22 protein-coding genes are annotated in these 24391 nt (G+C 72.3%); 11 read left to right on the top strand and 11 right to left on the bottom strand.

Annotated elements, in window-relative coordinates; translation table 11 throughout:
* Positions 1 to 35 precede the first annotated feature (35 nt).
* Complete coding sequence (locus ABTZ99_RS25805; RefSeq protein WP_498773912.1) at positions 36 to 776, bottom strand: HNH endonuclease; 741 nt, start codon at positions 774 to 776, stop codon at positions 36 to 38.
* Complete coding sequence (locus ABTZ99_RS25800) at positions 773 to 2107, bottom strand: AAA family ATPase (protein WP_499614691.1); 1335 nt, start codon at positions 2105 to 2107, stop codon at positions 773 to 775. Before ABTZ99_RS25800 ends, ABTZ99_RS25805 begins: the two co-directional genes overlap by 4 nt.
* Positions 2108 to 2314: 207 nt before the next feature.
* Here ABTZ99_RS25800 and ABTZ99_RS25795 point away from each other — a divergent pair, with 207 nt between their 5' ends.
* On the top strand, positions 2315 to 3169 hold the full coding sequence (locus ABTZ99_RS25795) for a helix-turn-helix domain-containing protein (RefSeq protein ID WP_498773917.1): 855 nt from the start codon (positions 2315 to 2317) through the stop codon (positions 3167 to 3169).
* Positions 3166 to 3342: a DUF397 domain-containing protein gene (locus ABTZ99_RS25790; RefSeq protein ID WP_498773919.1), complete on the top strand. Its 177-nt coding sequence runs from the start codon at positions 3166 to 3168 to the stop codon at positions 3340 to 3342. Before ABTZ99_RS25795 ends, ABTZ99_RS25790 begins: the two co-directional genes overlap by 4 nt.
* Here ABTZ99_RS25790 and ABTZ99_RS25785 read toward each other — a convergent pair.
* Both ABTZ99_RS25785 and ABTZ99_RS25780 read right to left on the bottom strand, forming a co-directional pair.
* Positions 3320 to 4453: a sensor histidine kinase gene (locus ABTZ99_RS25785; protein WP_498773921.1), complete on the bottom strand. Its 1134-nt coding sequence runs from the start codon at positions 4451 to 4453 to the stop codon at positions 3320 to 3322. The genes ABTZ99_RS25790 and ABTZ99_RS25785 overlap by 23 nt on opposite strands.
* Positions 4450 to 5106 carry a response regulator transcription factor gene (locus tag ABTZ99_RS25780; RefSeq protein ID WP_499614686.1) on the bottom strand — a complete coding sequence of 219 codons (657 nt, stop codon included), beginning with the start codon at positions 5104 to 5106 and terminating at the stop codon, positions 4450 to 4452. Before ABTZ99_RS25780 ends, ABTZ99_RS25785 begins: the two co-directional genes overlap by 4 nt.
* Positions 5107 to 5210: 104 nt before the next feature.
* Between ABTZ99_RS25780 and ABTZ99_RS25775 the strand changes: the two genes are divergently transcribed.
* The 5 genes from ABTZ99_RS25775 (at position 5211) to ABTZ99_RS25755 (ending at position 12329) form a co-directional block, all read left to right on the top strand.
* The gene (locus ABTZ99_RS25775) at positions 5211 to 5690 is read left to right on the top strand and encodes a hypothetical protein (protein ID WP_499614683.1); all 480 of its coding nucleotides are present in this window, start codon (positions 5211 to 5213) and stop codon (positions 5688 to 5690) included.
* Between the two features lie 952 nt (positions 5691 to 6642).
* Complete coding sequence (locus ABTZ99_RS25770) at positions 6643 to 7698, top strand: peptidoglycan-binding protein (RefSeq protein ID WP_499614680.1); 1056 nt, start codon at positions 6643 to 6645, stop codon at positions 7696 to 7698.
* Entirely contained in the window at positions 7695 to 8360 is a 666-nt protein-coding gene (locus ABTZ99_RS25765; RefSeq protein WP_498773929.1) for an ABC transporter ATP-binding protein, read from the top strand. Before ABTZ99_RS25770 ends, ABTZ99_RS25765 begins: the two co-directional genes overlap by 4 nt.
* The gene (locus ABTZ99_RS25760) at positions 8353 to 9546 is read left to right on the top strand and encodes an ABC transporter permease (protein ID WP_499614677.1); all 1194 of its coding nucleotides are present in this window, start codon (positions 8353 to 8355) and stop codon (positions 9544 to 9546) included. The genes ABTZ99_RS25765 and ABTZ99_RS25760 overlap by 8 nt, the downstream gene beginning before the upstream one ends.
* A 50-nt stretch (positions 9547 to 9596) precedes the next feature.
* Entirely contained in the window at positions 9597 to 12329 is a 2733-nt protein-coding gene (locus ABTZ99_RS25755) for a tetratricopeptide repeat protein (protein ID WP_499614675.1), read from the top strand.
* A gap of 41 nt (positions 12330 to 12370) precedes the next feature.
* Here the strand turns inward: ABTZ99_RS25755 and ABTZ99_RS25750 are convergent, their stop codons facing one another.
* The 5 genes from ABTZ99_RS25750 to ABTZ99_RS25730 are packed head-to-tail and all read right to left on the bottom strand — an operon-like array spanning position 12371 to position 18602.
* Complete coding sequence (locus ABTZ99_RS25750) at positions 12371 to 12586, bottom strand: formate dehydrogenase subunit delta (protein ID WP_498773935.1); 216 nt, start codon at positions 12584 to 12586, stop codon at positions 12371 to 12373.
* Entirely contained in the window at positions 12586 to 15396 is a 2811-nt protein-coding gene (gene fdhF, locus ABTZ99_RS25745) for a formate dehydrogenase subunit alpha (protein WP_498773937.1), read from the bottom strand. Before fdhF ends, ABTZ99_RS25750 begins: the two co-directional genes overlap by 1 nt.
* Positions 15393 to 16940 (bottom strand): formate dehydrogenase beta subunit, encoded by a 1548-nt coding sequence (locus ABTZ99_RS25740; RefSeq protein ID WP_498773939.1) that lies wholly within the window; start codon positions 16938 to 16940, stop codon positions 15393 to 15395. Before ABTZ99_RS25740 ends, fdhF begins: the two co-directional genes overlap by 4 nt.
* Positions 16937 to 17407 (bottom strand): formate dehydrogenase subunit gamma, encoded by a 471-nt coding sequence (locus tag ABTZ99_RS25735; protein WP_498773941.1) that lies wholly within the window; start codon positions 17405 to 17407, stop codon positions 16937 to 16939. The genes ABTZ99_RS25740 and ABTZ99_RS25735 overlap by 4 nt, the downstream gene beginning before the upstream one ends.
* 37 nt (positions 17408 to 17444) lie before the next feature.
* A complete protein-coding gene (locus tag ABTZ99_RS25730) occupies positions 17445 to 18602 on the bottom strand; it encodes a molybdopterin molybdotransferase MoeA (RefSeq protein ID WP_499614670.1) in 1158 nt (385 codons plus the stop codon).
* 90 nt (positions 18603 to 18692) lie between these two features.
* On the opposite strand from ABTZ99_RS25730, the gene ABTZ99_RS25725 reads away from it, so the two are divergent.
* Positions 18693 to 20000, top strand: coding sequence for an OFA family MFS transporter (locus tag ABTZ99_RS25725; protein ID WP_499614667.1), 1308 nt, complete (start codon positions 18693 to 18695; stop codon positions 19998 to 20000).
* On the opposite strand, the gene ABTZ99_RS25720 is transcribed toward ABTZ99_RS25725, so the two are convergent.
* Positions 19945 to 20412, bottom strand: a complete 468-nt coding sequence (locus tag ABTZ99_RS25720) for a hypothetical protein (protein WP_498773947.1) — start codon at positions 20410 to 20412, stop codon at positions 19945 to 19947. The genes ABTZ99_RS25725 and ABTZ99_RS25720 overlap by 56 nt on opposite strands.
* Positions 20413 to 20429: 17 nt before the next feature.
* Between ABTZ99_RS25720 and fdhD the strand changes: the two genes are divergently transcribed.
* The 3 genes from fdhD (at position 20430) to sigJ (ending at position 23471) form a co-directional block, all read left to right on the top strand.
* The gene (fdhD, locus tag ABTZ99_RS25715; RefSeq protein WP_498773949.1) at positions 20430 to 21257 is read left to right on the top strand and encodes a formate dehydrogenase accessory sulfurtransferase FdhD; all 828 of its coding nucleotides are present in this window, start codon (positions 20430 to 20432) and stop codon (positions 21255 to 21257) included.
* An 86-nt stretch (positions 21258 to 21343) separates the two neighbouring features.
* On the top strand, positions 21344 to 22525 hold the full coding sequence (locus ABTZ99_RS25710) for an NAD(P)/FAD-dependent oxidoreductase (protein ID WP_499614663.1): 1182 nt from the start codon (positions 21344 to 21346) through the stop codon (positions 22523 to 22525).
* Between the two features lie 10 nt (positions 22526 to 22535).
* Positions 22536 to 23471, top strand: coding sequence for an RNA polymerase sigma factor SigJ (gene sigJ, locus ABTZ99_RS25705; protein ID WP_499614660.1), 936 nt, complete (start codon positions 22536 to 22538; stop codon positions 23469 to 23471).
* Positions 23472 to 23478: 7 nt separating this feature from the next.
* Here the strand turns inward: sigJ and ABTZ99_RS25700 are convergent, their stop codons facing one another.
* Entirely contained in the window at positions 23479 to 24204 is a 726-nt protein-coding gene (locus ABTZ99_RS25700; protein ID WP_499614657.1) for a hypothetical protein, read from the bottom strand.
* Positions 24205 to 24391: the final 187 nt, after the last annotated feature.

The raw sequence follows: 24391 nt of genomic DNA, 5'->3' as shown, positions 1-24391 counted from the left end.
GTGGGCTCTGTGGACGGTGCGGCCAGGGCATCCGGTCACGCGAGCAGCTGCGCGCGCAGTTCGTCGTCCCGCAGCACGGCCAAGGCCCACGGCACGTCCTCGAACACCCGCTCGGCGCCCGGCGACAGCGCCAACCGCAGCATCGCCTGGCACACGTCGGCGAACGGCTGCCCCTGGACGGTCAGCACGGCCTCGCGCATCTCGGCCGCCGTGCCCAGCGCCCGCCCGGCCGTCCACCTCGACAGGCACATCAGCACCACCCGCCTCGCGTGCACCCGGCCCTGCGTCAACACCGGTCTGTTGAGCCCGCAAACATCTATGGTGGCCGCGCCTTTCTCCGTGCGCGCCACGTACACCCCCAGTGACAGCGTGAGCAGCAAGTGGTCGAACGGGTCCTCCGCGGTCGGGTCGACCAGCAGCGGCGTGCCGTCGTCCGCCACCGGGAACCGGTCCCGCTTGAGGTTGCTGTTGCACGTCGAGCAGGCCAGCAGGTGGTTGAGCCAGTCGAACGTGCGCAGCGGGTTGAGCGACAGCGGCTCGAAGTGGTCGATGTCCGTGCCCTGGCTGTCTCCGCAGTACATGCACCGCTGGTAGCCCGGCGCCATGTCCTCCAGCAGCCGCCGCAACGGCGCGTGCACGCCCCGTCGCACGACGGCCCGCTTCCACAGGGCACGCGCCGCGCGGGTGGGGTGCGTGGCGTTCCCGATCTCCGCGGTCAGGTCGGGCAGCCGGTCGGCCAGCTCGGCGGGCAGCGCGGGCCGGACGAGCCGGATCACGTCCCGTCGCGTTCCAGCCGCGCGGACACCTCGCGCGTGCGCGCCACGGGCGAGCTGGTCAGCAGCCCTCGCAGCACCTCGTAGCGGCGCACCGCGTCGGCGTCGGCCGTGCCGCCGATCACCGCCACCTCCAGCTCCACCAGCTCGGCGCGCAGCTCCTGCGCGCGTTCGGAGTAGGGCGTGTCGAGGCCGAACAGCTCCGAGAGCACCGCGTCGTCGCCGCTGCCGTAGACGATCCGCTCGTAGAGGTCCTGGTCGACCACCCGCGGCGGTTCCTGCTGGTCCGGTCCGGGCAGCCGGATCAGCCCGCCGGGGTCGGCGGCCTGGCACAGGTACGGGCTGTGCGTGGTGACGACGAACTGGATGTTCGGGAAGTGCTCCTTGAGCCAGCCGCCGATCCGCTTCTGCCACGACACGTGCAGGTGCGCGTCCACCTCGTCGATGATCACCACGCCGGGCGCGGTCAGGGCCAGGCCGTGGGCGGTGGGCGCGGTCTTCAGGTCGCCGTACGACTCGTGGATCTGCTTGATCAGGTCCACCACGAGCGCGGCGACGGTCCGGTAGCCGTCGCTCATCTCCCGCAGCGGGAACCGGTGCCCGCCGCTGACCACCCACAGGCCGTCGGAGTCGACGCCCTCGATCCGGTAGTCGTCGGGCAGCAGGCCGTCCGACAGCACGCCGAGCGCGACCGTCTTCAGCTCCTCCGCGCCCGGCCTGCGCTCCAGCGACCTCAGGTGCTGCTCGATCAGCCAGCCGACGCCCTCGGCCAGCGACGCGTCCTCGTGGAAGAGGCTCGCCAGCCGCGACACCGGGCCGTGGCTGAGCATCAGCCGCTGCGCCTCGCCCGCGCCGCCGACGAGCCGCCGGAACGGGCCGTAGGCCGCGCAGAACCACCCGGTCGGATTGTCCTGCCAGGGTCCGCGCAGGGCGGCGGTCTTGCTGCCCTCCAGCTTCTCCTTCAGCGACGGCTGCAGGCCGCGGTGGGTCGGCCTGCTCTCCTCGTCCGGCATCGTCCAGCCGAGGCCGGCCCACAGCCTGCCCTCCGGCGGGCGGCCCTTGCCGAACCGCTCCACCCGCCGGTCGTGGGTGAACTGGACCTGGACGACGCCCTCCCGCTGGCCCGCGGTGACCCAGTTCTCGAAGTCGGGCACCAGGTTGCGCGCCACCGCCGGACCGCTCACGGCCAGCGCGATCGCCCTGAGCAGCGAGGTCTTGCCCGACCCGTTGCGGCCCGCGATCACCGTCCAGCCGGGCGCGGTGAGCTTGAGATCCACTTCGCGGGCACCGTGGAACCCCTTGACGTTCCGCAGCCGGACCTGCGAGATGTACATGTGGCCAGACTTTAGTCCGCGCTGATCACCCGTCCAGTTCGCCGGGCACGTCCTGGGGCGTGCCCGGCGACGTCGGGGCCGCCACCGACGGCGAGTGATCAGCAAGGGCGTATATGCACCTTTTAGACCCTCGATCGAGTGAACGCAGGCGGGCTGCGGAACAGCACTAGGGTGTTCGCAGTTCTTTTCCAGCGAGGAGAGATCCGCATGGCAGCCGTCCAAACCCGACGCAAGCGCAAGCTGGGGCAGTTCCTCAACGCCTTGCGCAAGCGGGCGGGCAAGACCGAGATCGACTACCACGCGCTGACTCGGAAGACGCAGTCGACGCTGTCGCGGATGGAGAACGGGTATATCAGTCCGAGTTGGACCGAACTGGGCGCGCTGCTCGGGCTCTACGGGGCGACCGACGCCGAGCGGCGCGAGGCGGAAGCGCTGTGGGAGGACGCGAAGCAGGACGGCACCCGCCTGGTGTACGCCGCGGCCTTCACCCCGGAGGCGCGGACCTACGCCCGGCAGGAGGCCGATGCCACGGAGGTGCGCACCATCGAGATGATCGTCATCCCGGGACTGCTCCAGACGCCCGCGTACGCGGTGGCGATCAGGCTCGCGGGGCACCGGTTCATGGACTCGTCGGTGTCCGTGGAACAGGTGGCCGCGGCACTGGCGAACCGGCAGCGCCGGCTGCCCGGGTTAAGGCTGCACGCGGTGATCGACGAAGCGGCCCTGCACCGGATCGTCGGCGGTCCCGCCGTCATGCGCGAGCAGTTGTCGCATTTGCTCGAGAAGGGGAAGCAGGACAACATCACCATCCAAGTGGTTCCGTTCGGCGCCGGTGCCCACGGAACCATGTCGGGTGGTGGCGCGACCGCTCTCCGCTTCGAGGACAGTGATCCTTCGGCCGTGTACCTGGAGTACGCGGGTGGTGGCAAGTGGGTGGACAATCGCGCCGACGTGCAGAAGTACCTGTTGCACTTCGAGGAAATCGTGAGCGAGGTCGCCCTGTCGCCCAAGGAGTCGGCGTCGCTGATCAGAAAACTGGCAACCGCACTGAAGGACACATGAACAACGACAAGGCATGGCGCAAGAGCACCTACTCCGGCGCGGGCAACAACTGCGTCGAACTGGCCGTGGGACGGAGCACGACCAGCGTCAGGGACAGCAAACGACCAGGACCCAGATTGACCTTTGCGGAGCGTCCATTCCGGGCGTTCCTCACGGCTCTCCGGCAAACCTGACCGCAACCGCCAACCCGCCGTCCGCCCCCGGTGTCGCGGTCACCGTCGCACCGTGGGCGGCGGCGATGGCACGGACGATCGACAGCCCGAGGCCCAGGCCCCGATCGCCCGTCGTGGTCTGGTCCCGGTCGAGCCTGCGGAACGGCCGGAACAGCCCTTCCACCTCGTACGGCTCGATTCTCGGGCCGGTGTTCGCCACCACGAGGACGCCCGGCCCAGCGCTCACGTCGACCCACCCGTCCCGGTGGTTGTGCCGGATCGCGTTGTCGACCAGGTTGCGCACCAGGCGCTCCAGCAGCACCGGGTCGCCGACGACCTCGCACGGCGACATCTCGTGGTGCAGGTCGACGCCGGCCCGTTCGGCGGCGGCCCTCGACTGCCACAGCACGTGCTCGGCGATGTCGGAGACGGACGTGCGGCTGCGCTCGGTGAGCTCGTTCTCGCTGTCGGCCAACGTGAGCAGGCCGTCGATGAGCCGTTCGTGGCGGGCGTTCACCTTCAGCAACTCCGCGCCCAGCTGCTTGGCGTCCGCCGAGGCACCCGGTCGGGTGATCGACACCTCGATGAGGGCCCGTTTCACGGCCAGCGGGGTGCGCATCTCGTGCGACGCGTCGGCGACGAACCGGCGCTGCCCGTCGAACGCGCGGTCCAGCCGTTCCAGCATCGAGTTGAACGTTTCAGCCAGTTCGGCGACCTCGTCGCGCGGACCGGTCGGCGGTATCCGCTCGTGCAGGCCGTGGCCCGCCGCGATCCGCCGGGCGGCCTCGGTGATGCGGTGCACCGGCTGCAACGCGCTGCGCGCCAGCAGCCACCCGAAGGCCACCGCGATGGCGGCCACGCACAGCAATGCGAGGCCCCCTCGGGTGAGCAGCGATTGCAGCACCTCGTCGCGGTAGCGGACCTGGGCCGTGCGGATGGCCTCGATCACCTGGTCGGAGGACGCCTCGCGCAGCTCCCGCAGGCTCGCCCCGTCGGTGAACGGCTGCAACCGGCCGTTGAGGCTCTGCCACACCAGGAAGTAGGTGACCGCGAGCAGCGCGGCGCCGGCGAGCAGGAACAGCCCGCCGTACAGCGCCGTCAGCCGACCCCGGATGCTCCACCGGCCGATCACGGGATCCGGTATCCCACACCGGGCACGGTCTCGATCAGCGGCGGCTCACCGAGCTTGCGCCGCAGTTTGACCATGGTCACCCGCACCGCGTTGGTGAACGGGTCGATGTGCTCGTCCCACACCTTCTCCAGCAGGTGCTCGGACGTGACCACGGCGCCCTGCGCCCGGACCAGCTCGGTCAACAGCGCGAACTCCTTGTTGGCCAACGGAATGAACTCACCCGCCCGGGTGACTTGGCGGCGGGCCGGATCGACCCTCAGGTCCGCCCGTTCGAGCACCGGCGGGTTCGCCGGTCGGACCCTGCGCAGCAGCGCGTGCACCCGGGCGGACAGCTCGACGAAGGCGAACGGCTTGGGCAGGTAGTCGTCCGCGCCGAGGGCCAGCCCGGCCACCCGGTCGCGCACCGCGGCGGCGGCCGTGAGCATGACGATCCGGGTCTCGGCGCCCGAGTCGGCGACCCGGCGGCACACTTCGTCGCCGTGCACGCGCGGTATGTCGCGGTCGAGGACGAGGACGTCGTAGGCGTTGACCGACAGGTGTTCCAGCGCGGAGTCGCCGTCGTGCACCACGTCGACCGCGAACGCCTCGCGGCGCAGCCACTCGGCGATGGCCGCGGCCAGCGTCGCTTCGTCTTCGACCACGAGGATGCGCATGGGTCCATCGTGCTCTGGGGGCCATAACGTCCGCATAACCAGATTTGGTAACGCGCTGGTTATAGCCCTCCTGGTCGACTGTCCCCACCGATGGAGGAGGGGAAATGCGAAGCAGTATCGTGCCGGCCGCGCTGGCACTGGCGCTGGCACTGACCGGGTGCGGCTCGGGCGGGGCGGAGGTGGCGGGCTCGTCGTCGTCGAGCGTGGCGATGAGCCAGGAGGACCGGTCGCGGGAGTTCGCGAAGTGCATGCGCGACAACGGCGTGGACGTCCCCGACCCGGAGCCGGGGGGAAAGCCGGGCGGCTTCGGCAAAGTCGACCGCACCGACCCGGACTTCGAGCGCGCCAGGGAAGCGTGCCGCGAACTCCTGCCGGGCGGCGGCGACCTGTCCAAGGTGGACCCCGACAAGGTGGACCAGTTGAGGGTGTTCTCGCAGTGCATGCGGGACAACGGCATCGACCTGCCCGACCCGGACCCGAACGGCGGCAAGCTGGGCGGTCTGGCCCAGATCGACCGGGAAAGCCCGGCCTTCCGCGCGGCCCTGGACGCGTGCCGCGACAAGCTGCCGGAGCTGGGCCGATGACCGGACCTCTGTCGACCACGGCGGCCGTGGGTTCCGGTTGGTGTCGGCGCGTGTGCCGCCAGGAGCTTCTGGGATCGGTTCCAGCGAGCAGACGTGCGGTGGGCAGGCGCGCTCGTTGCGGTGGGTCCGGGACTTCTCGGCTCACCGGGGCGCATGGACCGGCATCCGGATCGCACAAGCCGAGCGATCTCAGCCAGTCCGATCGTGATCCCGGTGTGCTGCCCGACGCCGGCCGTGCGCCGACCCGAGCTGCCGGAGCCGGACCGCTGAGCACGGGTAGTGGGACCGCGGTGGGGGCGGGCGTGCCGGTCGTGCGGCGGGCGGGTGTTGTGGCGGTGGGCTCGTGGGCCGCGGTCGGCCCTGGATGTGTGTGGTGCCGAGCTGTCGGAGCCGAGCCGCTGAGCACGGGTAGCGACACCTTGTTGCGGGCGAGCGTGCCGGTCGTGCAGGGGGCAGGTGTTGCCGCGGCGGGCTCGTGGGCTGCGGTCGGCCCCGGACGTGTGCGGTGCCGGGTTGTCGGAGCCGGACCGATGAGTACGAGGAGTGGGACCGCGTTGCGGACGAGCGTGCCGGTCGTGCTGCGGGCGGGTGTTGTGGCGGTGGGCTCGCGGGCCGCGGTCGGCACCCGACGTGTGTGGTGCCGAGCTGTCGGGGTCGGCGCGATGAGCAAACGTGCGGGGACCGCGTGGAGTGCGGGCGTGCCGACCGTGTCCGTAATGGGCGCGGATCGGAGCGGCGGCAAGCCGAGTGGTCTTGGTCGACCGCGCCGGCTCGGTGGTCGGCGTGTGCGGTCCGTATGGCGAGCGGGCTCGCCGAGCGTGCGGAAGGCGGGAGATGTCGTGATGGGCTGCCGGGATCGGCGCGCGGACGAGGTGGGCCAGGGCGACGGCGACCTCCGGGCGTTCCCGTCGCCATTGGGACTGCGTCGGACCAAGCAGGCGGAGGTGGGCCGATGAGCAGGCGTGCGCGGTTGGCGTGGGGAGCGGGCGCGTTGGTGGTGTTGGGGGCGGGTGGTGTCGCGGCGGTCGGCCTCGGTGGCGCCGAACCCGTCCCGTCGAGTGCGGCGAACCTGCCACCGGCCACGGCGAAGGTGTCGGCGACGACGTTGACCCGCACCGAACGGGTCACCGGCACGTTGACCCACGGCACGGCCATGCCCGTGCCCGTCGGCGCGCAGGGCACCGTCACCTGGCTGCCCGAACCCGGCGCCGTCATCGGTCGTGGTCAGGCGGTGTACGAGGTGGACGACCGGCCCGTCCCACTGCTCTTCGGGGCCACGCCCGCGTACCGGTCGCTCGCCACCGGCGCGGTCGGCGGCGATGTCCGCCAATTGGAGGAAAACCTGCTGGCTCTCGGTTACGGAGGGTTCACCGTGGACGAGTCCTACACCGCCGGCACGGCGACGGCGGTCCGCGCGTGGCAGCAGGCGCTGGGCGTGCCGGAGACGGGGGCGGTCCAGCCGACGGACGTCGTGGTCACTGGTGGCAATGTGCGGGTGGCCGAGCTGAAGGCCCAGCCGGGCAGCCGCGCCACCGGTCCCGTCCTCACCTACACCGGCACCACCCGGGTCGTGATCGTGCCCCTCGACGTCGGCAAGCAGCACCTGGTGGCCGAGGGCGTGGCGGCGACCGTCGGCCTGCCGGACGGCAAGTCGGTCGAGGGCACGGTCGAGTCGGTGGGCACCGTCGCCACCAGCAGCCCCGCCCAGGCGGGCTCGACCCCGACCACCACGGTCGACGTCGTGGTCTCGGTCGCCGACCAGGGCGCGCTGGGCCGCCTCGACTCGGCGCCGGTGGACGTCCTGCTCGTCGCGGAGCGCAAGGAGGGCGTGCTGGCGGTGCCGGTAGGGGCCTTGGTGTCCCTCGGCGAGGGCAGGTACGGCGTGCAGGTGGTCGAGAACGGCGCGACACGGCACGTGCCGGTGGAGACGGGCCTGTTCGCCGCCGGCCAGGTCGAGGTCGCCGGCGAGGGCATCGCCGAGGGCGTCGAAGTGGGGGTGCCGCGATGACGCCGGTCGTGCAGCTGCGTGACGTCGGTCGCGAGTACCAGGGAGTGGTCGCCTTGCGGGACGTGTCGCTCACCGTCGAGCGCGGCGAGCTGGTGGGCATCGTCGGCCCGTCCGGGTCCGGCAAGTCGACGATGCTCAACCTCATCGGCACCCTCGACCGGCCGACCCACGGCGAGGTGCGCATCGCCGGGCACGCCGTCCGCGAGCTGTCGGACCGGGCCCTGTCCGCCCTGCGGGCGAGCGTGATCGGGTTCGTGTTCCAACAGTTCCACCTGGCCGCCGGTGTGTCCACAGTGGACAACGTCGCCGACGGCCTGCTCTACGCGGGCGTCGGCCTGAAGCAACGCCGTCGGCGCGCCGTGGAGGCGCTGGAAGCGGTGGGCCTCGGCCACCGGCTCACCCACCGCCCGCACGAGCTGTCCGGCGGCGAGCGGCAACGGGTGGCGATCGCCCGCGCCGTGGTCGGGCGGCCCGCGCTCCTGCTCGCCGACGAGCCCACCGGGAACCTCGACTCGAAGTCCGGCGAGGCCGTCCTGGGGCTGCTGCGCTCCCTCAACGACGCGGGCACCACGGTCCTCGTCATCACGCACGACCAGGAAGTGGCCGCGACCCTCCCGCGCCGGGTGGACGTGCGCGACGGTCGGGTGGTGCGCGATGCCTGACCTGCGACCGGCGCGCCTCTCACCGGCCGACGTGCTGCGGGTGGGCGGCGCGGGACTGCGGGCCAGACCGGCCCGGGTGGTGCTGTCCGCGTTGGGCATCGCGATCGGCATCGCGGCGATGATCTCGGTGGTCGGCATCTCGACCTCCAGCCGCGAGGACCTCGACCGCCGCCTCGCCGCGCTCGGCACGAACCTGCTGACCGTCGGCCCGGGCCAGACCCTGTTCGGCGAGCAGGCCCACCTGCCGGCCGAGTCCGTGGGCATGATCGGCCGGATGGAGCCGGTCACTTCCACCACCGCGACCGGAAAGGTGGTCGACGCCCACGTCTACCGCAACGACCGCATCCCCGAGACCCAGTCAGGCGGCATCGCCGTCCTGGCCACGAGGACCGACCTCCTGGACACCGTCGGTGCGACCGTGGCCAAGGGCGTCTTCCTCAACGACGCCACCGCCGACCACCCGGCCGTCGTCCTGGGCCACAAGGCCGCCGAACGCCTGGGCGTGGCCGCCCCGAACGAACCCGTCCACCTGGGCGGCGAGTGGTTCACCGTGGTGGGCGTCCTGCACCCGACACCCCTCGCGCCCGAACTCGACACCGCCGCCCTGGTCGGCTGGCCGGTGGCCCGAGAGCACCTGGGCTTCGACGGCTACCCGACCACGGTCTACGCCAGGTCCAGGGAGGACGCCGTGCACAGCGTCCAAGCCAACCTGGCCGCCACCGCCAACCCCGAGCACCCCGACGAAGTGGAGGTGTCCAGGCCCTCGGACGCCCTGGCGGCCAAACAAGCCACCGACGAGACCCTCAACGCCCTGCTCCTCGGCCTGGGCGCGGTGGCCCTGCTGGTCGGCGGCGTCGGCGTGGCCAACACCATGGTCATCTCGGTCCTGGAGCGCCGGGCCGAGATCGGTCTCCGAAGATCGCTGGGCGCCACCAGGTCCCAGATCCGCACCCAGTTCCTGACCGAATCACTCCTCCTGTCCGCACTGGGCGGCGCGGCGGGCGCGGTCCTGGGCGTCCTGGTCACCGCGGCCTACGCCGGCTACCAGGGCTGGCCGTCCCTGGTGCCGGCCTGGGCAACGCTGGGCGGAGTCGCCGCCACCGCCGTCATCGGCGCCTTGGCGGGCCTCTACCCCGCGGTCAGGGCCGGCCGCCTCGCACCGACGGAGGCCCTGGCGACCCCGTGACTCCGCACAAAGCGGATTCCACTCGCGACAGGGGGTGATATAGCTCGACCGTGGCAGACACCCAGCGGGCGGAGGCGACGTTCGGCGGCAGCACCGAACAGGCCCTGCGCGACATCAACCACACGACCAACCACTACTACGGCGACCGTCCGGCCCCGATCACCTCGGGCACGTCGGTGGCGCCGCCGCTGGGCCGCCTCAACCACAAGGTGCGCGGCAGGTCGGAGTTGGTCGCCGCGCTGACCGACGACCTGGGCGGCTCGATCGCCGTGCTGGCCGCGGGCGGCGGCTTCGGCAAGACCACCGTCGCGCTCGACGTGGCCCGGGGTCTGCCGAGGGTGTGGTGGGTGGACGCGTCGTCGCGGGACAGCCTGGTGGCGGGCTTGGCGGAGGTGGCGTTGCAGGCCGGCGCCGACTCGCACGAGGTCCAGGAGGCGTGGGCGGGCCGGGGAGGCTCGGCGATCGAACTGCTGTGGCGCAACCTCGACCACCAGCCGGAACCGTGGGCGCTGGTCTTCGACAACGCCGACGACCCGGACGTCCTCGCCGCCGCGAACCACCGGGTGGCCGACGGCAACGGCTGGCTGAGGTCGCCGAACTCGACCGGCTCGATCCTGGTCACCAGCCGCGCCGCCACCGGCTGGCCACCTGCCGCGCGGGTGCACCACGTGCGCCAACTCGACCCCGACGACGGCGCGCAAGTGCTGCTCGACCACGCCGACGCGGGCACCCGGGAGGACGCCACCGCCCTGGCCCGACGCCTGGGCGGCCTCCCCCTGGCCCTGCGCCTGGCCGGCCGCTACCTGGCCGTGGCCCAGGACGCCCTGGCCCTGCCGGGCCTGGAACCGCCGACCACTTTCAAGGCCTACCTGGAGCGCTGGGACCAGAGCTTCACCGAACTGACCGAGGGCGAGCCCGCCTCTCCGAGGGAATCCCTGAGTCGCACGTGGGAGATGTCGATGGACCTGCTGGCCGAACGCGGCCAACCGCAGACCCGCCAACTCCTGCGCCTGATCTCGACCTTCGCCGAGGCCCCCGTCCCCGCCTTCGTCCTGGACGCCGCCGTCATGGCCGAATCCGCCCTCCTCACCTCCGTCACCGCGGCCCAGCTGTCCGTGCTGCTCAGGGCACTCCAGGACGTCGGTCTCCTGGACGTGGTCGAATCGAGCGTCGTCGTCCACCCGGTGGTCCGCAGCGCCAACCGCCACCAACCGGACTTCGAGCAGAACCGACAGGCCTACGAAGCCCTGGTCGCCCGCCTGCTGCACGCCGCGACGAAGGAGTACTGGGGACGGGACCCGGAGGCCTGGCCGCGATGGCGCTTGGTGGTGCCGCACTTGGAGGTCCTCGGCGAGAACGATGACCTCGAACTCGAAGAAGCGACGGCGATCGTGCTCTTCAACGGTGCGGAGTACACCAGGGCGGTCGGCCTGTACCCGTTGTCGGAGGCGCTCTACGACCGGTCCATCGCCGTGTGCCTGCGGGTGATGGGGCCCGACAGCGAGAGCACGCTCACGGTCCGGCACTCCCGGGCGGACCTTCGGCGGAGCAAGGGCGACCTGCCCCTGGCCGAGACCGAGCACCGCGCGCTGCTGCACGACCTCGAGAAGATGGCCGCGGAACCGTCGCACATCCTCGACGTCCGCGCCTGCCTGGCCGAGATCCTGCACGACCTCGGCCGGTCGGAGGAAGCGGAAGCCGAGCTCCGGGACGTGGTGGCCGAACGCGGCCGGGTGCTCGGGCCGACGGCACTGGACACGCTCGAAGCGAAGCACAGGTTCGGACACCTGCTGTGGGACAGGGGCCGCCTGGCCCGGGCGGCGGACGAGCACCGGGAGTTGTTGGCGACCAGCGTCGAGCACCGGGGTGACGACGACGCCTTCACCCAGATCGTCCGCGTCTGCCACGCTCGCGTCCTCCAACAGCTAGGCCGGTTGGGCGAGGCGGAAGCGGAGCTGCGGAGGGCGTGCTCGGCCCCCGAAAGCCCGCTGAACGCCCGGTGGTTCCTCTCCGGCCTGCTGCGCTCACGACTGCGGTTCGACGAGGCCGAGGTCGAGCACCGCAGGGCGTTGGACGAGTTCGTGCGGGTGCTCGGCGACGAGCACCCGCAGACCTTGGCGGTCCGGCACGACTTCGGCCACCTGCTCGAGGAGAAGGACAGTCTCCCGGCTGCGGAGGCCGAGCACCGGCAGGTGATCGAGGCGCAGGTTCGGCTGTTCGGCGCCACCCACCCGAACACGCTGAAGACGCGGCACTGCCGGGCCCGCATCCTGCGCAAGCAGGAGCGGTTCGACGAGGCCGAGACCGAGTTCAGGGCCGTCTTGGCGGCACGCGAAGCCGCACTCGGCCCCGAGCACCACCTGGTGCTGGGCGTGCGACACCAGCTGGGCCACCTCAGCGAACAACGGGGCGACCTGGTCGCGGCCGAGGACCACCACCGGGTGGTGATCGTCGGGCTGGAGCGGGCACTCGGGGCGTCGCACCCGGACACGCTGGACAGCCGCCTGTGCCTCGGCACCCTGCTGCACCGACAGGGACGGCACCCGGAGGCCGAGAGCGAGTTCCGCGCGTTGTCGTTGCTGTCGGCGCGGGTGCACGGGGCCGGGCACGTCAACACCCTGTTCAGCCGCTACCACCTGGCCGTGGTCCTGTCCGAGCAGCGGCGCTGGGGCGAGGCCGAGCTCGAACTGCGGGCGGTGCTGGCGCTCGCGGTCCGCACGCTGGACGAGGAGCACCCGTTCGTGGCCTCGATCCGCGACGGGTTGGCCGCGTTGTCGAGGTGACCGGCGTCCGGCGGATGCGGGCGCCGGCCACCCCGCCCGGCTCAGGAACCGACCAGCCTGGCCGCCGCCAACGCCACCGGGTCCAGGGACTCCGGCGACGTGACGACGTGGTGTTGCAGGTCGGTGCGCATCCGGGGATCCCAGAAGCGCTCGATGTGGCCGGCGACGGCGGTCGCGGCGGTGGCCGGTGGTTGGTGGTGGAACTGGCGGGCGATCTCGTTCGCCAGGCGGACCGTGGGTGGGGTTGTGCCGCTCATCAGTCGACCACCGCCCGTGCACGCGCGCCCGGGACCGACGCGGCCTCGGCGCCCTCGGCGCGCAGGGCCACCTGGACCGCGGTGACCTTGTACTCCGGGCAGTTGGTCGCCCAGTCGGAGTTCTCCGTGGTCACCACGTTCGCCCCGGTCACGGGGTGGTGGAACGTCGTGTACACGACACCGACCGGCATGCGGTCGGAGATCACCGCGTGCAGCGACGTCGCGCCGACCCGACTGGCCAGCGTGACCGAGTCGCCGTCGCCGATCCCGCGCACCTCGGCGTCGTGCGGGTGGATCTCCAGCACGTCCTCCGGGTGCCACGCGATGTTCGCCGTCCGCCTGGTCTGCGCGCCCACGTTGTACTGGCTCAGGATCCGCCCCGTGGTCAGGATCAACGGGAACTTGCGGGTCGTGCGCTCGCTCGTCGGCACGAACGACGTCGGCACGAACCTGCCCTTGCCGCGGGTGAACGAGTCCACGTGCATGGTCGGCGTGCCGGCCGGCGCGTCCTCGTCGCACGGCCACTGGATGCTGCCCAACCGGTCGAGCGCGGCGAACGACACCCCGGCGAACGTCGGCGTCAGCGCCGCGATCTCGTCCATGATCTCGCGCGGGTGCGTGTAGGGCATGTCGTAGCCCAGCGCCGCCGCCAGCTCGCACACGATCTGCCACTCGTGCTTGCCGGTCTTCGGCGCCATCACCGGCCGCACCCGGTTGATCCGCCGCTCGGCGTTGGTGAACGTGCCGTCCTTCTCCAGGAACGACGTGCCGGGCAGGAACACGTGCGCGAACTTCGACGTCTCGTTGAGGAACAGGTCCTGCACCACGACCAGGTCCATCGCGGTCAACGCCGCCGTCACGTGCGCGAGGTTCGGGTCGGACTGCGCGATGTCCTCGCCCTGCACGAACAGCCCGCGGAACGTGCCCGCGATGGCCGAGTCGAACATGTTCGGGATGCGCAGGCCGGGCGTCGGCAGGATGCTGCGCCCCCACACCTGCTCGAACACCGTCCGCACCGCGTCGTCCGACACGTGCCGGTAGCCCGGCAGCTCGTGCGGGAACGACCCCATGTCGCACGACCCCTGCACGTTGTTCTGCCCGCGCAACGGGTTCACGCCGACGCCGTCCCGGCCGACGTTGCCGGTCGCCATGGCCAGGTTCGCCATGCCCATCACCATGGTCGACCCCTGGCTGTGCTCGGTCACGCCCAGCCCGTAGTAGATCGCCGCGTTCCCACCCGTCGCGTACAGCCGGGCCGCCGCGCGGATCTCCGACGCCGGCACCCCGGTGATCGACTCGACCACCTCGGGGCTGTTCTCCGGCCGCGCGATGAACTCCGCCCACTCCTCGTACCCCTCGCACCGCGCCGCCACGAAGTCGGCGTCCACGAGCCCTTCGGTCACGACGACGTGCGCGAACGCGTTCACCACGGCCACGTTCGTGCCCGGCTGCAACTGCAGGTGGTGGGTGGCCCGCACGTGCGGCGAGCGCACCAGGTCGATCCGCCGGGGGTCGATCACGACGAGCTTCGCGCCCTCCCGCAGCCGCCGCTTCATCCGCGACGCGAACACCGGGTGACCGTCGGTCGGGTTGGCGCCGATCACCACGATCACGTCCGCCGCCGCCACCGACCGGAAGTCCTGGGTGCCCGCCGACTCGCCGAACGTCTGCTTGAGCCCGTACCCGGTGGGGGAGTGGCACACCCGCGCGCACGTGTCGACGTTGTTGTTCCCGAACGCCGCCCGCACGAGCTTCTGCACCACGTACACCTCTTCGTTGGTGCACCGCGACGACGTGATGCCGCCGATCGCACCGACGCCGTGGACGGCCTGGATCTCCCGCATCCGCGACGCGGTGTAGCCGATCGCCTCCTCCCACGACACCTCGCGCCACGGATCGGTGATCTTCTCGCGCACCATCGGCGACATCACCCGGTCCGGGTGCGTGGCGTAGCCGAATGCGAACCGACCCTTCACGCACGAGTGACCCTCGTTCGCGCCACCGTCCTTGTACGGCACCATCCGCACCAGCTCGTCACCGCGCAGCTCGGCCTTGAACGAGCACCCGACACCGCAGTACGCGCACGTCGTCAGCACGGTCCGGCTGGGCATCCCCAGCTGCACCACGGACTTCTCCTGCAACGTCGCCGTCGGGCACGCCTGCACGCACGCGCCGCACGACACGCACTCCGACTCCATGAACGGCACGCCGCCCGCCGACACCTGCGACTCGAACCCACGGCCCTCGATCGTCAGCGCGAACGTGCCCTGCACCTCGCCGCACGCCCGCACGCACCGCGAGCACGAGATGCACTTGGACGGCTCGAAGTCGAAGTACGGGTTGCTGGTGTCCTTCTCCAGCGACAGGTGGTTCTCGCCCTCGTACCCGTACCGCACCTGCCGCAACCCGACCGCGCCGGACATGTCCTGCAGCTCGCAGTCGCCGTTGGCCGAGCAGGTCAGGCAGTCCAGCGGGTGGTCGGAGATGTAGAGCTCCATCACGCCCTGCCGCAGCTTCGCCAGCTTCGGCGTCTGGGTGCGCACCTTCATCCCGTCGGCGACCGGCGTGGTGCACGACGCGGGCGTGCCGCGCCTGCCGTCGATCTCCACCAGGCACAGCCGGCACGACCCGAACGCCTCCAGGCTGTCCGTCGCGCACAGCTTGGGGATGTCGATGCCGCTGGTCGCGGCGGCGCGCATGACCGACGTGCCCGCGGGCACGGTCACCGGGATGCCGTCGACCTCCACCGTCACCGAGGTCGAGGACGTCGCGGCCGGTGTGCCGAAGTCCGGTTCCTTCAAGATCGTCACGGGGTGACCCTCCTTGGGGTGAAGTCGTCGGCGAAGTGCTGGAGCGCGCTCCGCACCGGGTTGGGCGTGAGGCCGCCCATCGCGCACAACGACCCGTCGGCCATCAGCTCGCAGAGGTCGCCGAGCAGGGCGAGGTTGTCGTCGACGTCCTCGCCGCCGACGATCCGGTCGATCACCTCGACCCCGCGCACCGCGCCCACCCGGCACGGCGTGCACTTGCCGCAGGACTCCTCCGCGCAGAACGAGAACGCGAACCGCGCCATCGACGCCATGTCCACGGTGTCGTCGAACACCACGATCCCGCCGTGGCCGAGCATCGCGCCCGCCTCGGCGAACGCCTCGTAGTCCATCGCCAGGTCCAGCCCGGACGCCGGCAGGTACGCCCCGAGCGGCCCGCCCACCTGCACCGCGCGCACCGGCCGGCCGGACAGCGTGCCGCCGCCGTGCACCTCGACCAGGTCGCGCAGCGAGATGCCGAACGCCGTCTCGAACACGCCGCCGCGCGCGATGTTCCCGGCCAGCTGGAACACCTGCGTGCCACGCGACCGCTGCACGCCCAACGCCTGGTAGGACGTGCCGCCGTCGGCCAGGATCGTGGGCACGGACGCCAGCGTGAGCACGTTGTTCACCACGGTCGGCTTGCCGAACAGGCCGGTGATCGCGGGGATCGGCGGTTTCGCCCGCACCACGCCCCGCTTGCCCTCCAGGCTCTCCAGCATGGAGGTCTCCTCGCCGCAGATGTACGCGCCCGCGCCGACGCGCACCATCAGGTCGAACTTCAGCCCGGAGCCGAGCACGTCGTCCCCGAGCCAGCCCTGCGCGTACGCGATGTCGATCGCCCGGCGGAACGTCCGCACCGCTTCGGGGTACTCCGACCGCAGGTAGATGTAACCCTCGGTGGCGCCGACCGCGAAGGCCGCGATGGCCATTCCCTCGATCAGGCAGAACGGGTCGCCCTCGATGAGCATCCGGTCGGCGAACGTGCCGCTGTCGCCCTCGTCGGCGTTGCAGCACACGAACTTCAGCTCGCCGGGCGTGTCCGCGACCGTCTTCCACTTGATGCCCGCCGGGAATCCCGCGCCGCCACGTCCGCGCAACCCCGAGTCGGTCACCTCGGCGACCGTCGCCGCCGGTCCGATCTCCAACGCCCGCCGCAGACCCGTCATCCCGCCGTGCGCGAGGTAGTCGTCCGGCGACAACGGGTCGGTGACGCCGACGCGCGCGAAGCACAGCCGGTGCTGGGCGCGGAACCACGGCAGCTCCTCGACCACCCCCACCCGCAGGTCGTGCTCGGCGCCGTCCAACATCCCGGCGGCGACCAACCCGGGCACGGCGTCCGCGGTCACCGGCCCGTACCCGATCCGGCCCGCGTCGGTGGTCACCTCGACCAGCGTCTCCAGCCACAACATGCCGCGCGAGCCGTTGCGCACGACCCGGACGGCCCGACCCGCGAGCGCGGCTTCCCGGGTGATCGCGGCGGCGACGGCGTCCGCGCCGACCGAGAGGGCGGCGGCGTCGCGCGGGACGTACACGGTGGTGGTCATGGCGTCCCCATCTCGAAGTCCGCGGCGACCGCGGCGTCCAGCCGGGCCGGGTCGAGCCGTCCGTGCAGCCGCCCGTTGACCCGGGCGGCGGGTCCGAGGGCGCAGTTGCCCAGGCAGAACACCTGACCGAGGGTGACCGCGCCGTCCGCGCTGGTCTGGCCCACCTTCACGCCGTACGCGGCCTCGGCGTGCGCGACCAGGCGCTCGGACCCGACCGACTGGCACGCCTCGGCGCGGCACAGCTGCACCGTGACGCGGCCCGCGGGCTCGCTGCGGAAGTCGCTGTAGAAGGTGACGACGCCGTGCACGTCCGCCCGCGACAGGTTCAGCTCCTTGGCCACCAGCGGGATCACCGACTGGTCGACGTAGCCGAACTCGGCCTGGATGCCGTGCAGGATCGGGAGCAGCGCGCCCCTGTCGCCGCGGTGCGCCTCGATCACGGCGAGCACCCGTTCCACCACGGTCATGTGGCCTCCACTGTCGCTCGCAGACTGTATATCGTATTCAAAACTGTACGCCTCCGGACCCGCCCGCGACAGGCAGCACCTCGACCTCGCCACCGGCGAACCCGGGCGGCACCACCGCCAGCCCGTCCGCCAACGCCGCGCCCCGCAACGTCCCCGGCCGGTCGTGCCCCACCGGGACGCCCACCCGCCCGGACACCACCACCGGCACCAGCCGCGTGTCGTGCCCGTGCGACCGCACCGCCGCCAACCCGACCGTCCGCGCCGCCGCGGGCTCACGCCCGGACAACGCCTCCACCAGCGGCGCCAGCAACGTGACGCCGGCGGCCAGCGCGGCGAACGGGTTGCCGGGCAGCCCGACCACGCACCGCCCGTCCGGCAGCACGGCCAACACCTGCGGGTGACCCGGGCGGCACGCGACACCGTCCACCCGCACGTCCGCGCGCAGCACCCGCAACGCCTCGTGCAGGTGATCGGCCGGCCCGACGGACGTCGCGCCACCGACCACCACCACGTCCGCGTCGATCTCCCACAACGCCTCGACCAGCGCGCCGGGGAAGTCGGCGAGGTGGGTGGTCCCCGCGTGCTCGCCGCCCGCCGCGCGCACCAACCCGGGCAGCACGGGTCCGATCGCGTCACGCACCCGCCCCGGCCCCGGCACGCCGGCGGTCACCACCTCGTCACCGGTCATCACGGCGGCGACCCGGGGACGCCGGTGCACGGCGAGGTGGTCGTGCCCGACGCTCGCCGCCAGCCCGAGCACGGCGGGCGTCACCACCGCGCCCGTCGGCAGCAGCAGCTCACCGGCCGGGCAGCTCTCGCCGACCCGCCGGATGTGCCGACCCGTCGCCACGTCACCCATCACCAGCGCGCCGGTGATCTCGGCGTGCTCCACCGGCAGCACGGCGTCCGCACCGCACGGCACGGGCGCGCCGGTCGCGATCTCGACCGCCTGACCACCGTGCAGCGAGCCCGCCACGCCACCTGCCCGCACCCGGCCGACCACGATCCACGGCCCGTGCCCGGCCACCGCGTAACTGTCCATCGCCGAGTTGTCGAACGACGGCACGGCCACCAACGCGCGCAACGGGGACGCCAGCACCGCGCCCAACGCCTGTGCCAACGGCAGTTCCACCACGTCCAGCGGCTTGCCCGCCTGTCGGGCCGCCTGCCTCGCCTCGGTCCAGGGGATGCGCATGGGGTCCGCCCGCCTGAGGGGTGTTCAGGAATGCATACAAGGCGCTAGGCTACTCAATACTGTATACAATCTGCAAGGAGGGTGGGCCTCATGCAGGTGCGTGAAGTCCTCGACGTCTACGGCCGCCGGTACCGCATCGGCGAGTCGGACCACGAGCTGCTGGGCCGGCCGCGGAGCCGGATCGCGTGGCTGAGCGGCATCGCCATGCTCGTCACCGGCACCGCCCAGTACGGGTTCGGCGCCTTGGTGCCCGCGTTGGAGCAGCGGTGGAGCCTGGTCGAGCTGTGCTGGGCGTTCGCGCTCTGGACGGCGTGCCAGGCGGGCATCGCGTTCCCGGCCGCGTGGCTGCGCGAGCGCGGCCTGCTGTCACCGCGCCACGCCGTCGTCCTCGGCGCCGTGCTCAGTGCGATCGGCCTGCTCACCCTCTCCGCCGACCACCTGCTGGTCCTCTACCTCGGCTACTCGCTGGTCGGCGGCGTCGGCACCGGCCTGGTCTACGCGACGTGCGTCGGCACCGTCATCCGCTGGTTCCCCGACCGGGTCACCGGCCGGATCGCCCTGGTCACCGGCGCGTTCGCGCTCGGCGGCGTGCCGTTCGCGCTGGCCGCCGGCCTCTGGTTCGACGGGGGCGACCGGACCGCGTTCCTGTCCGTCGCGGCCCTGGTCGTGCTGGTGGTCGTGACCGCGTGCGGCCTGCCGTTGCGCGACCCGCCGCCGAACTGGTGGCCCGCCGACGTCGACCCGCGCCACCGGGAACTCCGCACGCACCGCAGCAACCGCCCCGCCATCCGCCACTTCAAGCCGGCGGAAGCGCTGCGCAGCGGTGTCCTCGTGCCGATGTACGTGACGGTGGTGTTCGCGGCGGCGGTGTCGCTGTTCGACCTGGTGTTCCTGGCGGCCTTCGCGGACGGGACGGTGTTCGCGGCGGTGGGGCCGGCGGTGCTGGCCGCGTCGGCGGGCGCGGGGCGGATCCTCGCGGGCCGGATCTCCGAGGCCATCGGCCGTCGGCTCACGTTGCGGCTGGCGATGGCGACCGGCGGCCTCGCGCAGCTCGTGCTGCTGTTCGGCGGTCAGCGGCAGGACGCCGTCGCCCTGCTGATCGGCGCGGGCGTGGCCGGTCTCGGCACGAGCTGCTGCTACTCGTTGCTGGTCGGACTCGTGCGCGAGTACTTCGGCGAGGGCACCGCGCCGCTCAACTTCGCCGTCATCTACAGCGCCAAGGCCCTCGGCGGCGTCATCGGCGTCGGCCTGGCGTCCCTGGTCGTCGTGTCGCACGGCTACCCCGGCCCGTTCCTCGCCGCCGCGGCGCTGGGCGTGGCGGGCGCGGCGCTGGGCGGGCGGTTCAGCCGGCCGGGACGTCCCCACCGGCTGCTGCCGCGCCCGCGCGAGGCGTCGTGACCACCCGGCTGCCCCGGTTGGCGCCGGGGCGGCACGTCACCCCCGCGCACGGCTGCTGCCTGCTGGAACTGGTGTCCACGCTGGCGGACGAGGAGTGGACCGACCGGCCCGCGACCGTGCACCCGGTGCTGGGCGCCGTCGCCCGCTGCGTGAACGACCTCAGCACGCCGGACGGCCGCCGTGCGCTGCTGGTCTTCGCGGTGCCGTTGATCGGCACGTCCACCGCCCGCCGCACGGACGCCCTGGTCGAGCACTGCCTCCGCGCGGCGGGCCGCCCCCGTGCCCCTTGGACGAGGTGGTGGCCCGCGCTCGCGGTCCACCGCGCGACCAGGGCCGTGGCGCTCGCCGCGGGGGAGCACCGCGACCAGGCCCTGCGCCGCCTGCTGGCCGAGTGCGCCGAGCTGTGCCTCACGACGGAGGAGTGTCCACATGGGACGAGTGACGAGCAGGCGACGGGTAGTGCGCGTGGTGGACGGCGTGGCCGACGCCCGGGCCGACACCCTCACCGTGGAGGAGCCGCTGGAGGTCCGCGTCGGCGGCAAACCGCTGTCCGTGACCATGCGCACGCCGGGTGACGACTTCGACCTGGCGGCGGGTTTCCTGGTCAGCGAGGGCGTGGTCCGCGCCGCGGAGCACATCACCTCGATCCGCTACTGCGCCGGCGCGACCGCCGACGGCGGCAACACCTACAACGTGCTGGACGTCGTGCTGGCGGCCGGCGTGCCACCACCCGACCCGTCGATCGAGCGCAACTTCTACATGACGTCGTCCTGCGGCCTGTGCGGCAAGGCGAGCCTCGACGCGGTGCGCACCAGCGCCACCTGGCCGGTCGCGGACGACCCGCTCACCGTCGACGCCGAGACCCTCGCCGTGCTGCCGGACGAACTGCGCGCCGCCCAGCGGGTCTTCGACCGCACGGGCGGCCTGCACGCGGCCGGCCTCTTCGACGCGGACGGTGAGCTGCTGTGCCTGCGGGAGGACGTGGGTCGGCACAACGCGGTGGACAAGGTCGTCGGCTGGGGCCTGAAGCAACGCGGCCTGCCCCTCGCCTCCACCGTTCTCATGGTGAGCGGCCGGGCGTCGTTCGAGCTGGTGCAGAAGGCGGCGATGGCCGGCATCCCCGTGCTCGCCGCCGTCTCCGCGCCGTCGTCGCTGGCGGTCGATTTGGCCGCGGAGGTCGGCATGACCCTGGTGGGCTTCCTGCGCGGCACGTCGATGAACGTCTACGCGGGCCGCCACCGCCTGGTCGAACGCTGAGGGGTGACCCACGCCACACTCGAAACCTGTCAGGGATCGCGGCGCCGTCCCGTTCAGAGGCCGAGCGAACCGACAGGAGCGTGAACATGAAGCACCGCATCATCGTCCTGGGAGCCGGCTACGCCGGGGGCTACGCCGCCGGACAGCTCGCCCGCCGCCTGCACGCCGACGACGTCGAGATCACCGTGGTCAACGCCGAGCCCGACTTCGTCGAGCGGATGCGCCTGCACCAGCTCGCCGCGGGCCAGGACCTGCGTCGCTACGACCTGGCGGAGCTGTTCGCGGGCATCGGCATCCGCCTGCGACTGGCGCGGGTCGCCGCCGTCGACCCCGAGCAGCGGACGGTCACCCTGACCGGCGGCGACCGGCTCGACTACGACACCCTCCTCTACGCGCTCGGCAGCACCGCCGCCGACCACGGCGTCCCGGGCGTGGCCGAGCACGCCTTCCCCATCGCCGCCCGCCCCGCGGCGCTGCGCCTGCGGCAGCGCCTGGACGAGCTGGACGGCAACGGGACGGTGCTGGTCGTCGGCGGCAACCTGACCGCGATCGAGACCGCCACCGAGATCGCCGAATCCCGGCCCGAACTCGCCGTCACCCTCGCCACCAGCGGCGAGCTGGGCGGCTGGCTCGGCCCGAAGGCCCGCCGCCACCTGCTGCGGGCGTTCGACCGGTTCGGCATCACCGTCCACGAGCGCACCACCATCGACCGCGTCGAGGCAGCGCGGGCCCTCGCCGTCGACGGCACCGCCCTCGCCGCCGACGCCACCGTGTGGGCGGCCGGTTTCGCCGTCCACCCCATCGCCGCCGCCGGCGGCTTGGAGGTCACCGGCACCGGCCAGATCGTGGTCGACCGCATGATGCGGTCGGTCTCGCACCCCGAGGTCTACGCCATCGGCGACAGCGTCCACGTCATCGGCGAGAACGGCCGGCCGCTGCCGATGTCCTGCGCCTCGGCCGGCTACACCGCCAAGCAGGCGGTGGCCGCGATCGTCGGCGACCTGACCGGTCGCGAGATCCCGAAGACCTCGCTGGCCTACGTCGGCAACCACATCAGCCTCGGTCGGAAGGACGCGATCTTCCAGGTGGTCGACGGCGAGGCGCGGTCGAAGACCTGGGCCCTGCGCGGTCGCCCGGCCGCGCGCCTCAAGGCGGCCGTCCTCCGCGGCGCGGCCTTCGGCATGGGCCACCCGACGTTCGGGATGCCCACCCGCAGGCACCGCGTCACCACCGCGCCCGCCCGCGCCACCGAGGCGGTCATCGCCTAGCGTGACCACCATGGACAGCGCGACCGTGGCGCGTTTCGAGGCCAGCCGGGACCGGCTGGCCTCGTTGGCCTACCGCCTGCTCGGCTCGGCCGCCGACGCCGAGGACGCCGTGCAGGACGCGTTCCTGCGCTGGCAGGCCGCCGACCGGGACCACATCGACGTGCCCGAGGCGTGGCTGACCAAGGTGGTCACGAACCTGTCCCTCGACCGGCTCCGCTCGGCGAAGACGCGGCGCGAACGCGCCGTCGGCGCCTGGCTGCCCGAACCGCTCCTCGAGGGCGACCCGATGCTGGGCCCGGCCGACACCTTCGAGCAGCGCGAATCGGTCACCCTCGCGGTGCTGACGCTCATGGAACGCCTGCCACCGGTCGAACGCGCCGTCTACGTCCTGCGCGAGGCCTTCTCCTACAGCCACGCCGAGATCGCCGACATCCTCGACATCACCGAGTCCGCGAGCCAGCAGCACGCCCACCGCGCCCGCCGCCACGTCGCCGCCGGCCGCAACCACGGCGAGGTCGACCGCGCCACCGCGCGCCGGATCGTCGAGGCGTTCATCGCCGCCGCGTCCTCCGGCCAGACCGAACGCCTGGTCGCCCTGCTGACCGACGACGCGACCGCCATCTCCGACGGCGCCGGGCTGACCGAGAAGCTGCTGCGGTACTCCGTCCCCGAGCGCGTCGCCGCCGCCATGCGCGCCGGCTTCAAACCGACCCCGGCGAAGCGGAAGCTGGTCGGCGGGAACCTGGAGATCCACGCCGGCCTGGTCAACGGCTCACCGGCCGTGATCGCCGTGGTGGACGACCGGGTGGTGGGCGTCGGCGTCCTGGAGGTCCGCGACGGCAAGATCGCGTCCGTCCGGGGCATGGCCTCACCGGCCCGGCTCGGCCGCATCAGCGAGGAGTGGCGACGGCACGAGCACGACGCCCCGCTCCTCGACTCGTGGTGACCGGCGATCACCGCCAGTCGAACTCGCCGTGGATGGCCGTGGCGAAGTGGAGCCCGCCGCCCATGTGCGCGACGTGGCGAACGTCGTCCACGGTGATCGTGAACTCGGCGTACGGGTAGTCCTCCAGCGTCATCGCGGCCAACTTGTCCGCGTACGCGTCCTCGTCGTACTCCTCGTCGTCCTCATCGCCGAAGTCCCACGGCGGCGGCCAGTTCCGCACCTCGCCGAGGCGGTAGTCGGCAATGACCTCACACGCCCGTTCGTAGAACGCGCGGGCATCACGCTCGGTCCGCACGAACGGCCTGCCGTCGTTGCCGACCGAGAGCGACGCGACGCCGTACCTCTCCATCAACCCCTGCCTGGCCGCCCGCTTCTCCTCGTGGTCGCGGATCCCGTGCACCGCCCGGATCTCGGCCACCTGCTCCTCCGACAGGTAGACGGGCCTGCCGTGGTCCAACCCCATGAGCAGCTCGAACGACGACTTCAGCCCCGGTTCCTCCGCCACGCCGGCCAACTCGTCCAGCTCGAGGTGCAGCCGGTCGTCGGGCAGGTTCCCCTCGCCGGAGGTGAAGAAGTACCCGTGCCGGATCCGGTGCCAGACCTCGACGATCATCCGCAACGCGAAGTCCCGACCGGGCGGCACCTCCTCGGCGTCGGGGTTGATGATGTGCACCCGTCCACGCAACGTCGCTCCCGACCTGTCGTCGATCGAGATGCGGTAGGTATCGGTCACTCGCCTGCCCCGTCTTGTCGCTGACCCCCACCCACAACGACGTAACCCACCCCGATCCGGTTCCGCTCGGGTCGGGTCGGAGCGGGTCCACTCGGGTCCGGCTCGATTTGACATGGGGCCCTTACGGGCACCCCAGGCAGGCCAAAGCCGGGCAGGCCTGGCGGAAAAAGCACCCGCCAGGCCTGCC

The organism is Actinosynnema sp. NPDC002837 (assembly GCF_040295345.1).
Lineage (GTDB): Bacteria > Actinomycetota > Actinomycetes > Mycobacteriales > Pseudonocardiaceae > Actinosynnema.
Note: the sequence above shows the minus strand (reverse complement) of the source record. Positions and strands in the feature narration are given on the sequence as shown.

Bases quoted from the DNA above. Each gene is read 5' to 3' on its own strand.
- ABTZ99_RS25800 (WP_499614691.1), bottom strand. From the start codon at position 2,107: ATGTACATCTCGCAGGTCCGGCTGCGGAACGTCAAGGGGTTCCACGGT.
- ABTZ99_RS25795 (WP_498773917.1), top strand. From the start codon at position 2,315: ATGGCAGCCGTCCAAACCCGACGCAAGCGCAAGCTGGGGCAGTTCCTC.
- ABTZ99_RS25790 (WP_498773919.1), top strand. From the start codon at position 3,166: ATGAACAACGACAAGGCATGGCGCAAGAGCACCTACTCCGGCGCGGGC.
- ABTZ99_RS25780 (WP_499614686.1), bottom strand. From the start codon at position 5,106: ATGCGCATCCTCGTGGTCGAAGACGAAGCGACGCTGGCCGCGGCCATC.
- ABTZ99_RS25775 (WP_499614683.1), top strand. From the start codon at position 5,211: ATGCGAAGCAGTATCGTGCCGGCCGCGCTGGCACTGGCGCTGGCACTG.
- ABTZ99_RS25770 (WP_499614680.1), top strand. From the start codon at position 6,643: ATGAGCAGGCGTGCGCGGTTGGCGTGGGGAGCGGGCGCGTTGGTGGTG.
- ABTZ99_RS25765 (WP_498773929.1), top strand. From the start codon at position 7,695: ATGACGCCGGTCGTGCAGCTGCGTGACGTCGGTCGCGAGTACCAGGGA.
- ABTZ99_RS25760 (WP_499614677.1), top strand. From the start codon at position 8,353: ATGCCTGACCTGCGACCGGCGCGCCTCTCACCGGCCGACGTGCTGCGG.
- ABTZ99_RS25750 (WP_498773935.1), bottom strand. From the start codon at position 12,586: ATGAGCGGCACAACCCCACCCACGGTCCGCCTGGCGAACGAGATCGCC.
- ABTZ99_RS25740 (WP_498773939.1), bottom strand. From the start codon at position 16,940: ATGACCACCACCGTGTACGTCCCGCGCGACGCCGCCGCCCTCTCGGTC.
- ABTZ99_RS25735 (WP_498773941.1), bottom strand. From the start codon at position 17,407: ATGACCGTGGTGGAACGGGTGCTCGCCGTGATCGAGGCGCACCGCGGC.
- ABTZ99_RS25730 (WP_499614670.1), bottom strand. From the start codon at position 18,602: ATGCGCATCCCCTGGACCGAGGCGAGGCAGGCGGCCCGACAGGCGGGC.
- ABTZ99_RS25725 (WP_499614667.1), top strand. From the start codon at position 18,693: ATGCAGGTGCGTGAAGTCCTCGACGTCTACGGCCGCCGGTACCGCATC.
- fdhD (WP_498773949.1), top strand. From the start codon at position 20,430: ATGGGACGAGTGACGAGCAGGCGACGGGTAGTGCGCGTGGTGGACGGC.
- ABTZ99_RS25710 (WP_499614663.1), top strand. From the start codon at position 21,344: ATGAAGCACCGCATCATCGTCCTGGGAGCCGGCTACGCCGGGGGCTAC.
- sigJ (WP_499614660.1), top strand. From the start codon at position 22,536: ATGGACAGCGCGACCGTGGCGCGTTTCGAGGCCAGCCGGGACCGGCTG.